Origin of the sequence: Chitinophaga sp. YIM B06452 (assembly GCF_039655965.1) — a bacterium.
Taxonomy (GTDB): domain Bacteria; phylum Bacteroidota; class Bacteroidia; order Chitinophagales; family Chitinophagaceae; genus Chitinophaga.
In genome coordinates, this window is the sequence record NZ_JAWLKY010000001.1 from 397,782 (window position 1) to 409,840 (window position 12,059).

7 protein-coding genes are annotated in these 12,059 nt (G+C 53.5%); all 7 read right to left on the bottom strand.

Annotated features, from left to right (window positions below; genetic code table 11):
• Position 1 precedes the first annotated feature (1 nt).
• The 7 genes from R3I13_RS01460 to R3I13_RS01490 all read right to left on the bottom strand — a co-directional run bounded on the left by R3I13_RS01460 (position 2) and on the right by R3I13_RS01490 (position 12,052).
• On the bottom strand, positions 2–2,497 hold the full coding sequence (locus R3I13_RS01460) for a sodium/solute symporter (RefSeq protein ID WP_346316133.1): 2,496 nt from the start codon (positions 2,495–2,497) through the stop codon (positions 2–4).
• Between the two features lie 58 nt (positions 2,498–2,555).
• On the bottom strand, positions 2,556–3,665 hold the full coding sequence (locus R3I13_RS01465) for a sialidase family protein (RefSeq protein WP_346316134.1): 1,110 nt from the start codon (positions 3,663–3,665) through the stop codon (positions 2,556–2,558).
• The gene (locus tag R3I13_RS01470; RefSeq protein WP_346316135.1) at positions 3,659–5,155 is read right to left on the bottom strand and encodes a RagB/SusD family nutrient uptake outer membrane protein; all 1,497 of its coding nucleotides are present in this window, start codon (positions 5,153–5,155) and stop codon (positions 3,659–3,661) included. The genes R3I13_RS01465 and R3I13_RS01470 overlap by 7 nt, the downstream gene beginning before the upstream one ends.
• An 18-nt stretch (positions 5,156–5,173) precedes the next feature.
• A complete protein-coding gene (locus R3I13_RS01475; protein ID WP_346316136.1) occupies positions 5,174–8,155 on the bottom strand; it encodes a TonB-dependent receptor in 2,982 nt (993 codons plus the stop codon).
• 12 nt (positions 8,156–8,167) lie between these two features.
• Positions 8,168–9,211 carry a sialidase family protein gene (locus R3I13_RS01480; RefSeq protein ID WP_346316137.1) on the bottom strand — a complete coding sequence of 348 codons (1,044 nt, stop codon included), beginning with the start codon at positions 9,209–9,211 and terminating at the stop codon, positions 8,168–8,170.
• 466 nt (positions 9,212–9,677) lie between these two features.
• The gene (locus R3I13_RS01485; protein WP_346316138.1) at positions 9,678–10,373 is read right to left on the bottom strand and encodes a GntR family transcriptional regulator; all 696 of its coding nucleotides are present in this window, start codon (positions 10,371–10,373) and stop codon (positions 9,678–9,680) included.
• Positions 10,374–10,687: 314 nt separating this feature from the next.
• Positions 10,688–12,052: a TlpA disulfide reductase family protein gene (locus R3I13_RS01490; protein WP_346316139.1), complete on the bottom strand. Its 1,365-nt coding sequence runs from the start codon at positions 12,050–12,052 to the stop codon at positions 10,688–10,690.
• Positions 12,053–12,059: the final 7 nt, after the last annotated feature.

Consider the following 12,059-nt stretch of genomic DNA (forward strand, 5'->3'; position numbering starts at 1 on the left):
CTTATTTTTCTTTTAGTTTATCGTTGATAGAATAATACGTCAATCCCTGCAGTCCCTTCTTCCCCGGGAGCATGCAGCTGGCCAGGTACCCGATGATGTAACAGCTCAGGAACCCGATGGCGCTATACAGCCAGAAACTAAGCGGCGTAAGCGTTTTCACCAGGTACAGGATGAGCCCGCTGCTGATGGCGCCGATCAAAGCGCCGGTGGCGTTGGCCCTTCGGGTGAAGATACCCAGCATGAACAAGGCGGTCGTGGCGCCGATGAACAGGCCGGTGATCTCCTGGAATACATCCAGTATGGAGTTCACATCCATGTACACCAATACCAGCGAGAGCCCCGTCGCAAAAACGCCCAGCACTACCGTGGCAATCCTTGCCGTGACGGCCGTTTGCTTTTGCGTGATATTCTTTTTATACCTGGCATAAAAATCCGTTGTAAAAATGGTCGCCACACTGTGAATGGAACCTTCGAGCGTAGACATGGAAGCCGCGAATATCGCAGCAATGATCAGCCCGCTGAGCCCTACCGGCGCGCGTTGCGCGATGAACATCGGCAATATGCCATCCGACGCGATGGAGGGATTCAGCTGGTCCGGGTGCTGCTTGTAGTAGATATACATCGCCGTTCCCAGGCCGTACACCACCAGCGCCCATGGTATAGACACGGCCACATCCATCCAGACGCTCCTTTGCGCCTGCTTCAGGCTGCCGGTGGTCATGTAGCGCTGTACCACGGCCTGGTCGCTGGTGAGGTTGCCCAGGCGGATAAAGATGTTCCCGATCAGCACCACCAGCAGGGAGGAAGAAGTGAAATTCCATTCGCTTTCACCCAGGCTGAATTTATGATCGGCAATACCCTGTGCAAAAAAATCACCGAGCCCGCCCTTCAATCCTGCAATGGCCAGCACGATGCAAATGATGCCGCCGCCAAGCAGCAACACAGCCTGCGCCACTTCTATCCATATCACCGCTTCAATACCGCCCATGACGGTATACGCGGTACTGAGTACACCCATGATCAGGATACAGGTTACAGTATCCAAAGGCGTAACGGCAGCCAGCGCCAGCGATGGCAGGTACAGCACCAGCCCCATACGCGCCAGCTGGTACAGCACGAACACCGATGCGGCGAACAGCCGCGCACCGGAATTAAAACGTTCTTCAAGGTAATGGTAAGCGCTGGCCACATTGATCTTCCGGATAAACGGGATGTAGGCGCGCGTTACGATGGGCACGGCGATGAACCAGGTGAACACCCCGGCAAAGTAAGCCCAGTTCACGGCATATGCCTTTGCAGGTATGCTCATAAACCCGATGGCGCTCACCTGCGTAGCCATGATGCTGATGCCCGCAGCCCAGTACGGGATATTTTTACTGCCCAGCAGGTAGTCCTGCGAGGTCTGTTTTTTCTTTGAAAAATAATAGCTAATAAAACCAAGCCCCGCAAGGTAAACCAGCAGCGTAGTGTAGTCTATCCAGCCGAACTGGCTCTTTTGCATAACGGTTTGCAGCGTGGCAGTTTGTATCGATTTGGTGCGCACGCCGGGCCGCAGTTCGCCGCCTGCCAGCAACAGCTTGTTATTCCAGCGCACAGCCGCTGCGCCTGCCACCCCGGCGGGCATGGAGCCGTAGGCCGTCCAGGTATTGGTGATGGTGTGATAAGCCAGCACATCGTTGGGCATGTGGTAGTTGTCCGCCAGCTCAATGGCTTTATCGGCATCATGCCCGTCGGACCCGCTGAAGAGCAGCACATGGGTTTGCCCGAGCGGCAGTACGGAGCTGTAGAACGCTGCCCTGGGCAAGGCTTCCACCGGTTTCCATTGGTTGCGGCGGGGATCGTAAGTAAAACCGTCTTTCAGATATCCCATTGTTCCTTTCCCGCCGAAGAAATACAAACATTCATATTCCCCGTTGCTTTGCGCGGTCATCACTGCGCCGGAACGCGCAGCTCCCGGCCATGCGGGCAATGGTTGCCATTGCCTGCCTCCTTCAGGCGAGAGGTCCAGCCGCCGGAAAACCTGCTGTGGAATATTATTTTCATCCTGGCCGCCCGCAATGTAAATATGATGGCCGATCCTTGCGGCGGATAAAGAATGCAGCGCCGCCGGAAGTTTGGGAAAAGCCGTATCTGTCTCAGCTTTCCCGGTCGCGGGATTCCAGCGCAACAGGAATATCCCATCGGAAACCGATTGCCCGTCTGTGCCGCCCAGTACCAGCAAACCGCCGTCCAGGCTCACTACCGCGGCATTAGCCAGCGGCGCGGGCAAGCGCCCCGCTTCTATCCATTCTGCTGCATTTGCATCTTTCGTAACATAAATACGGTCGTATACTATTTTTTTCCCTCCCTGTTGAATAGGTTTATCAAAGTTTCCGCCTCCCGCCACGATCAGCGCGCCATTGCTGACGCCGGTGATCGCGTGGCTGAGGCCTTCCTTCACAGGCAAGCTGCCGGGTTTACCCCACGAAAGGCCCTGTGCCTGTAGCTTTACAGGCATCATCATAAAAATTCCGATGCAGCATAACAATATATTCTTCATGAAACTGATCCTCATATTATTTTGAATTTCCCAACAGCCATTTCAAGCTGAACCGTGCAATAGAAACCGTATCCGGCATATGTTTTGCGCCGCCGTGGCCATACAGGCAAATGATACTTTTATCCGGCAGCACCGCCAGGTCCGAATACGTAGCGCCGCCTTCCTGGAGCAACTTGCTCACCGGCCATGTTTCGCCTTCATCCCGGCTCAGCCGGATGGTAAGGTCTCTTCTCTTTTTAAGATCAGCAGGCTGTGAAACCAATAAGATATTGGGTTTGAAGGCATAACGGGTGAGGCCGATGTCGCACACGGCGCCGGTGAGGCCCTTATCGTACACGATAGGCGCAGACCAGCTCAGCCCTTTGTCGCGGCTCACTACTTTTGCCTGGAAAGAGCTATCCCGCCGGGAATGTGCACGCCCTATCAGCAAAATATCGCCGTTAGCCTTCTCCACGATCTGCGATTCATTGAGCTCCCCCACCGGCGCATCTCCGCCAACTTTCCAGGTTTTCCCATGGTCGTCGCTGTAGATGCAATTAACACCGTATTTCCGTTCAGCCGCCGCGAAAGAAATGGATCTCCGGTGCCATACCGGCACCACCAGCCGTTTGTTCTTCAGCTGGATGCCATGACCAGGTCCAGGAAGATGAAAGGTCCACCCGTTAGGGCTCCCGTCGAAAAGCCGCGTGATCTCTGTAGCAGCGGACCAGGACAGGCCGTCGTCGCTGCTGGTGATATAAAATACCTGGGTACTATCGTTCTTGTGGTTCAGGGCGTAGAACAGGAAGAGTTCATTCGTTTTATTGTCCTGCACAATAGTAGGATTGGTCCAGGATTGGCCATTGATGCTGCTTATGACGGTGGTGGCGGAGAAGCTCTTCCCTCCATCCGTACTTCGTTTCAGCGCAATGTGATGCGCGCCGTCGTCCTTGCTTTCTATGATGCGCGCTTCCGCGAACGCGAGGATCGTTCCTTTGTTGGTCACAGCCAGGCCGTACACGAAATGCGCCAGGATGTTGTTCTCATTAGCCCGCCAGAGCACGGTCTTCTGCGGCGCATGCTGCCCTTTCGCAGGCAGCACGCACAGCAGCAGCATGGCCGTCAGTATCCTTTTTATTTTTACCATTGCGGGTTTTGTTTGATCTTGGGATTGAGCTTGACTTCATTGGCCGGGACCGGGAACAGCAGGTGCTTATCGGTCACCGGGTAGTTGGGATGAATGTCCTTGATGGTCTGCACCAGGCGTTTGGTTCTCACCAGGTCGAACCAGCGGTGGCCTTCAAAGCCCAGTTCCAGCACCCTCTCATTCAGCACCGCGTCGCGGAACGTTTCTTTGGTCAGTCCCTGCAGGTCCGCCGGTGTGGCGGAAGGCGTGCCGCCGTTCCTGTTCCTCGCTCTCGCCCTGATGGCGTTGATCATGGCATATGCCTCATTCGTCGGGCCGGAAATTTCATTCAATGCTTCCGCCCGCATCAGGTACACATCTGCCATTCTTAATACTACAAAATTGCCACCAAACGCAGCCGCATCCCTTGTGGTGGCATTTTTATTCACATACTTCCTCGCGGGGCTGGGATAGGGCATCGCAAGCTGTTGCCAGGTGACCGTATTCCCGCTCTTATCCGGGCCGGAGGTATAGAACGTGCATTCCTTGCGGTAATCGTCGTCAGGATACCGGTTAAAATATTCCACTTCACAGGCAATACCGCCGCCATCGGAAGCAGCCTGGTTGGGAACAACGAACATGCCTCTCGGCAATGAAAATGCGCCAAATATGCTAAGCTCGCCGGCGGAGATCAATACACGGTCGCCCTGCCACTCGAATAAAGATTCCCTGTTAAACTCATCTTCCGAACCGATCGCTTTTTCATAGTCAGGCAAAAGCGTATGCTGCGGCATGGCGATCACTTCGCTGCAAAGGTCCGCGCAGCGCTGGTAATCGCCCTGCTGTGCTGCAACGGATGAAGCCCTTGTAAGATATACTTTTGCGAGCAACGCTTTGGCAGCGCCTTTCCTGGCCCTTCCGTTCTGGTTGGTTGGCGCAAGGCGGTCGCCGGCATATACCAGGTCTTCAATGATCTGGTTATAAATTTCTGCTACCGGTGATCTTGCAATATCCACCTCATCGAGCGAAGCAACCTCGAAGGTGACCAGCGGCAGGTCGCCCCATAACCTCACGCCATAAAAATAGCTCAGCGCCCGCAAAAACCGGGCTTCCGCCAGGTACTGCGTTTTCAGGGAATCGTTCATGGCTATTCCCGCAACGCGGTTGATAACGATATTAGCGGCATTGATGGCGGCATACATGTTATTCCATACCCTCGATATATCGTCGTTGTCCGCCACATAGCTGAATTCATCCAGCGGCTTCTGCGCGGCAAGCGCGGGCGATAAAGCTTCATCTGACGCGAACCAGGTGATGTACTGCAGCCGCCTTGCGATGAATGTTTCACTGTTGCTGCCTATGGCATCATAAGCGCCTGTAAGCGCAATGAATGCATCTTCCGCCGTTTTGTAATAATTCTCCGGCGACAGGAAGCTCTGCGGCTTTTCCTCCAGGAACTTGCTGCAGGATATGAACATGCCGGCGGCCAGGAAAAGAAAAATATATTTCATGACTGGATACATTTTTTTTTAGAACTTCAGGTTAATGCCGAACATGAGCGTTGTAGCCGTGGGATAATCCCCGCCGCCATCGGGATCATACCCGATGTAATCCGTACGCGTCAAAAGGTTCTGGCCGGACACGTATACGCTTGAACCCGCCAGCTTCGGCAGCAGCGAAGCAGGGAAAGTATAACTAAGCTGCACGTTGCGCACCTTCAGGTACGAAGCATCCATCAATTGGTACGTGGAAGTGAGCACATTGCTGTAACCCGCGCGCGGTATGTTGCTTTCGGGGTTCCTGGGAGACCACCGGTCCAGCAGTTTTACCGATTTATTCCCCGCGTCCGAAGGGTCCGTAAGGCCGGTATTCTCCACCTTGTCCGCCTTCGCGGCGCCCTGCAGGAATATGGTGAGGGCAAAATTCTTATACCCGAAGGAACTGTTGAAACCGTAGATAAATTCAGGAAGGGAGTTACCCATTACGATCCTGTCGTCCGCATTCAGGAAGCCGTCCTGGTTCACGTCCCGGTATCTTGCATCACCCGGCTTAACATTCGTCTGCACGGTTTGCGCATCGATCTCCGCCTGGTTGTGGAACACGCCTTCATAAACATAGCCCAGGAAGTTGCCGGGAGGATAACCAACGAATAAAGTGGTGGATGTAGCACGGCCCAGTGAAGTAACCTTTGCTTTGTTGTGCGCGAAGTTCAGGTCGGCGGTCCAGGTGAATTCGCCGGTGAAGATGTCCCCGCCAAGATTCACTTCAAACCCTTTGTTCTGCAAGCCGCCGGTATTATACAATGCGCTGCTGAAGCCGGAATACGCCGGAAGGTCTATGGTAAACAACAGGTCGCGGGTATCTTTTTTATAATAATCCGCGGTCAGCCTTAACCGGCTGTCGAAGAAGGCAAGGTCGAAGCCGATATCCCATTGCGCTGTTTTTTCCCATTTCAGTTCGCCATTGGCCAGCCCGTTGTGCCGCGCAGCGGGAAATAGTTTGTTATCGAAGATGTAGAAATTGGAAGTGGAAAGCGTGGCGAGGGACTGATAGCTCCCGATCTCCTGGTTGCCGGTCAGGCCGTAGCTTCCCCTGATCTTCAGGTCGGAAAGGAATTTCAGTTCTTTCATAAACGGCTCCTGGGACAAGCGGTACCCTACAGCGACTGAAGGGAAATATCCCCATTTATTCGAAGCGCCGAACTTTGAAGAACCGTCTGCCCTGAACGACGCGGTGAGCAGGTATTTATCATCATACTGGTAATTGACCCTTCCGAGGAAAGAGGCCATGGCCCATTCGTTCACCGAAGAATTGATGATCTTGGAACCCGTAGCGCTGCCGATGGAATTCACGCCCAGCCTGTCATCCGCAAAGCCCGAAGGTTCGGTGGTGTTGCTGGCGTCCTGTTCTTTTTGCCAGGAAAAGCCGCCGAGCAATTCCACGTTATGTTTTTCGCGGAAGATCTTCGTATACCTGACCGTATTTTCGTTGAGCACATTAGTGACCTTCCGTTCGCCGATCATGCCCAGCCCGCCTAAGAGCCCGCCAATATAGGTGGTGGCCCTGGGGTAATATTCCTGGTTGTTCCTGCTGATAAGGTTTATGCCAAGGAGCGATTTGAACGTCACGTTTTCAATTGGCTTGTATTCCAGTGCAATGTTGCCGAGGAAATTGTCCCCCTGCAGTTTGTTTTTAATGGTCAGCAACGAGGCTACCGGGCTTTCGGACTTTGCCGCATTGTACCAGTAATCGACGTATTTGCCGTTTTCATCGAACACGGGAATAGTGGGCGAAGTGGCATATATCTTTTCCCCGACAGACCGCACGTTACCGCCTCCCGCGCCACTGGTGGGCACAGAGCGGTTCACGGTGCGGGAGAAGGAAAGGGATTGCGAGAACTTGACCTTTTCATTGAGCCGCGCGTCCGCATTCACCCTGAAAGAATAACGTTTCAGGTTGGAGTTGATCACGATGCCGTCCTGGTTGAAGTAGTTGCCGGACACGAAATATTTCAGGTTGCCTTTTGCGCTGGACAATGAAACCTGGTGGTTTTGGATAGCTGCGGTCCTGAAAAGCTCGTCCTGCCAGTCGGTACCCTTGCCGATGGCGGCCGGGTCTGTGAAGGGCGTGGGAAGATTGCGCGAAGCTGCCCAGTCGTTGAGGTATTCCGCGTGCTGCTGCCCGTTCATCAGTTCCAGTTTGTTGGCGACAGTCTGCACGCCGTAGTAGCCGTTATAATCCACCGTCATCTTGTTGCCTGATCCGCGTTTCGTGGTAATGATAATAACGCCGTTCGATCCTCTTGAGCCGTAGATCGCGGTGGCGGATGCGTCTTTCAGCACCTGTATAGACTCGATGTCGTTCGGGTTGAGCGATGCGAGCGCGTTGGTAGGCGTGAAGGTTCCGTAGGAAGTACCGGACGGGTCTTTGCTGTTGTTGTACACCGGCACATCGTCTATCACGAAAAGCGGTTCGTTGCCGGCATTCAGCGAGCTGGCGCCCCTGATCCGGATATTCAGCCGCCCGCCTGGCGCACCGGAAGCCTGTGATACATCAACGCCTGCCGCGCGGCCCTGTATCAGTTGGTCCACACCTACTGCCGGCTGGTTTTTAATAACGGCGGAAGAAATGGAAGCAATGGAACCGGTAATATCTTTCCGCTGCTGCGTGCCATAACCCACCACCACTACTTCCTGTACGGAAGCCGACGCAGGCTCCATCATGACGTCGATCTTAGACTGCCCGCCGATCTTTATTTCCGTTGTTTTGTAACCAACGTAGGAAACGATCAGCGTGCCGTTGAGGCTGGAAACCGTGATCTTAAAATTTCCCGCGGTATCCGACCTGGCGGCGTTGGTGGTTCCTTTTTCCAGGATGCTGGCCCCTGCCAGCTTTTCACCGTTCTGTGCGGTGATGGCGCCCGTTAGCGCAAATTTTTTTTCCTGCGCGCGGAGCAAAAGTGCGGACAGTATGCATAGCGTGAATAAAGTGGAGAAGATTCTCTTTTTCATGTCGTGAAATTTTTACGGTTGAGATCTGGCGGCCATCATTTGGTCTGTTTCCTGGAGGCTGAAGCGTGTGCTGACCACCGAATTTTTGTTTTCCCCGGGTTGGTATTTGATGTAGGTTGTTGTTACGAACGTCTGGTCCGGCAGCAGCTCGATGCCGCTGTAGCCGCAATCCCATGTCTTATAACTGTGCAATAATTTGATGCGGTACAACCCGGGCCTTTTGCTGGTGATATCGTCGTATGTGCCTACCCAGGCCACGTAAGCGTTTTTAGTAGAACTGTTGCCGCCGGTATCCCTGAAAACAACTACCAGTCTTCCGTCTGCGCTGTATTTCGCCTTGTGCCGGTCGCCCCAAAGCGGTTCCGGCAAGGGCTCCGGGCTGGTCCAGGTGGCGCCTTCGTCGTTGCTGAGCATGTACAGGGATATTTTCTTTTCATTTTCCCGGATAAGGCAAAGGAGCTGTTTGCCGGAGGGCGAGCGGATTATTTCCGGCTCGCAGGGTTTGAGGCCGGCGGTGTCCAGGATGGTGCGCAGCGGTTGCCAGGTAAGGCCGCCATCGTTGGAAATACTTTGCACGAGGATGCATGATTTTTTTTCCACCATTTCGCCGGGCCTTCTCCGGTTGGTCATACCCAGCAATCTTTTGCCGCCGTCGATGGGGATAATGGTGCAGAACGGCATGCCGACCGGCCCAAGGCCATTGCCTTTCATGGGACTCCAGTTCTTACCGTCGAAGATGGCTTGTTGCATATTACGGTCTGGTCCGCTGCCGGCGAATACGATAAGGTTTTGTTCGCCTTCAGGGTTCGGCAGCAGGTATATAGCGGGACAATTCACCGCTGTGATCCAGTTGGACGGCACAGGCTCGGTGGCCCAGGTGCGGCCGCCGTCGCTGCTTTTTTTGAGGGGGCCGCATTTGCCGCCGTGGCCGTAGGTCCATACGCAGTAAATGGTTTTGCCATCCCGCATGAGAGCGGTGGTAGGCTGGCCGTTATAAATATCTTTTGTGCCCTGCGCTACGATCACATGGCGGGCGGTGTCAGTTGATAAGTCCACGACAGACAGTTGCCCTCTGCTGGAAAAAGATGACAAAAGGAGGCCCGTAAGCAGTAAATACGTGCTTATGCTCATAACTGTGGAGATTTGAGTTTTGTATGCGGAATTTTTATTGTCCTATATGTACTACATATAGACAAAATAAAAGAGAATTTTTAAGTTTTCCTAATTTCTTTGGAAAAAATCTATGAGTGAAGAGCTGATTGCAGGTTATGGTTTTCTAAAGACAGGTATACGTTAAAAGCAAGTCTGTCATTGCAAAGAGCGGAAGGAGCGACGAAGCTGAGAAAGTCGTCATTGCGAGGAGCAGCAAAGCCGAAGCGGGTGGGGCGACGAAGCAATCTCTTCATTGAATTGGCATACTCCAGGCCATGGAGGAGATTGCTTCGTCGCGCTTCCTGTCGCACGGAATCCCTCATTGCTCCTCGCAATGACGAGTCCTTCCTGGCCATTGATGGGTATTACATTATTTCAACCGGTCGAAGTGAGGCTTCAGGTGCTCGTACATGCCTTTTTTGAAATCCTCTTTGGTGCCGTTGCGGAGGATGTCTACCAGGCCGCGGTGGTCCACTTTGCCGCTGTAAGGCTTATTCACCAGGGTGATCACATAAGCGAAAATGGGAAGCAGCATGATCTGGAACCGCTTGAGGGTGCCGTTGCCCGTCATTTCATAGAGCTTGCCGTGAAAGGCGATCTCATTTTTTACACGGAAGGATTTGTCTTTATTGATCTCGCTGTTGGCGATCTCTTCCAGTTCATCGATGTCTTCGGGGGTCATGCGGGCGTAGAGAAGGTCTGCCAGCCCCATTTCCAGCACGAGGCGCAGCTCAAAGATGTCGCGGAGGGTGGTATCGTCTATGATCAGCGGGTCCAGCACCCGCTCGAAGGCCTGGAGGATATCAGGACTGGCCAGCACCGCGCCTTTGCGCTTGCGGGTCTCGATCATCCCCAGCATGCGCAGGCGGCTCATCGCCTCCCTTACCACATTGCGGCTAACACCCAATGCTTCAGCGAGATCGGTCTCTTTGGGAAGCGGGTCCCCGGGTTTCAGCGACATTTTCTTCAAATACTGCCGCAGCTTCGCTTCCACATCATCGGCCATCGTGTTGGCCTTTACCCTGCCGAGGTTTTTGCTCAGATCGTTGATTAACTCATCCTTCATCGTGCCAGATTGACTTTGTGCTATTATGTACTACAAATATATAAGGTTATTCGGTTATTGCGGCAAAAATCCCGTCATTGCGAGGAGCTGCGTGGGGTTTGTGCAAGGGGGGCGATGAAGCAATCTCCTCTGAAGATTGGAGTACTTCAATTTAATGCAGGAGATTGCTTCGTCGCCCCTCGCTTTGGCTCTGCAGTTCCTCGCAATGACGGGATTTCCTGGTCAGCGGGTCGTTTTCCGGGAAAATCTGAAAATAAAAAAGAAAAGGCCGCCCGAAGGCAGCCTCTTGCTTTTAATGGTCAGTTGGGAAAAAATTATTTCTTCGCTTCGTTCTCCAGCAGCAACTTCAATTCTTTGTTAGACGGGCGCGGCGCGTCCGTGGAAACGATGTTGCCTTTTTTGTCGAACACCATGAACCGCGGAATGCCCTTGATGTTGTAGAACTTGGCGATATCGCTCCAGCCGCTGGCAAACAGCTGCACGCCGCCCAGCTCTTCGCTGGCGATAAAATCCTTCCATTTCTGGTGGTCTTTCTGCTCGTCTACAGACACGCTCAGGAACAGCACATCCTGCCCGTGCATTTCTTTTTCCAGCTTTTTAAGGTGAGGGATCTCCCCTTTGCAGGGCCCGCACCAGGTCGCCCAAACGTCCACCAGCACTACTTTTCCTTTGAAATCACTCAGCGATACCTGCTTGCCGTTCACATCGGGATAGGTGAAGTTTACCGCCGGACCGCCTGCAGTAGTGGCTTTTTTTGCCAGCTCCGTTTTGATGCTGCCGGCGCGGAAGGCCTGGTCGCGGGTGAGCAGGTATTTGCCATATTGTTTGTCCAGGTCTGTATACCCCAGGAAGGTCCTGAGCCCGGCGGCCTGCTGCAGCACCACTTCGCCTTTCAGCGTATCGTTCACAATGCCCTTCATGCGCGCTTCGATGCTGTAGTCCGTTACATCGCCTTTGCCCATGCGCGCGGGCATCAGCTGTAGGGTGCGCATCATCCGCATGCCGTAAGGATAACGCAGCAGGCGGGTATCTGTCGTGTAATAAGGTACGTCTATGCTTTTGAAATACGGTGTATAATCAGCCGCTGAAGGATGGGCGGAGCGGGGCGTGCTCAGCAGCTCGGCGGTAACATGGAACAGGTCCATTTCGCGGAACTTTGCAAACTCCGCATCAAAATACCTGTTGCCGGTGGACGCGAATTTCGTTTGCTGCGCCTGCTGGTGGATCTTTTCCAGCAGCGGGAAGAAGTCTGCATAAGTGCTCCTGGACTGCATGAAATAAACGCCTTTCCTTTCCAGCGGCAGCAGTGTGTTGTGCCATTTCTCCACCGCCTGGTTCTCTGCTGAATTCTTGCCTGTCAGTACATACGAAGTATCAGTCACCTTCAGGTTCAGCTGGTCGTTCTGTTTGAAATAAAAAGTGTATTTGTCCTGTGGCGTCTGTGGATTGCCGCTGCCGATCACATAAAACCCTTCTCTTTCAGGACGGTAATAAAACCCGAAAGCGGAATCGGCACCGGGTTTCGAGGCGGCCACTTCTTCCAGCCTTCCATGCTCTACGCGGAAGAGGCGGATATTGCCGTCGTGCCGGCGCGTCCATTCACCGGAAATGGTGACCTGCGCCTTCAGGAATGCGGGCAGGCAAAGAAGGGCCATTACACCCAGATGCAGTTTTTTCATTTGTGTT

Excerpts from the sequence above, each read along its gene's own strand:
- R3I13_RS01465 (WP_346316134.1), bottom strand. The coding sequence starts at position 3,665 with ATGGTAAAAATAAAAAGGATACTGACGGCCATGCTGCTGCTGTGCGTG.
- R3I13_RS01490 (WP_346316139.1), bottom strand. The coding sequence starts at position 12,052 with ATGAAAAAACTGCATCTGGGTGTAATGGCCCTTCTTTGCCTGCCCGCA.
- R3I13_RS01475 (WP_346316136.1), bottom strand. The coding sequence starts at position 8,155 with ATGAAAAAGAGAATCTTCTCCACTTTATTCACGCTATGCATACTGTCC.
- R3I13_RS01460 (WP_346316133.1), bottom strand. The coding sequence starts at position 2,497 with ATGCCTGTAAAGCTACAGGCACAGGGCCTTTCGTGGGGTAAACCCGGC.
- R3I13_RS01485 (WP_346316138.1), bottom strand. The coding sequence starts at position 10,373 with ATGAAGGATGAGTTAATCAACGATCTGAGCAAAAACCTCGGCAGGGTA.
- R3I13_RS01470 (WP_346316135.1), bottom strand. The coding sequence starts at position 5,155 with ATGAAATATATTTTTCTTTTCCTGGCCGCCGGCATGTTCATATCCTGC.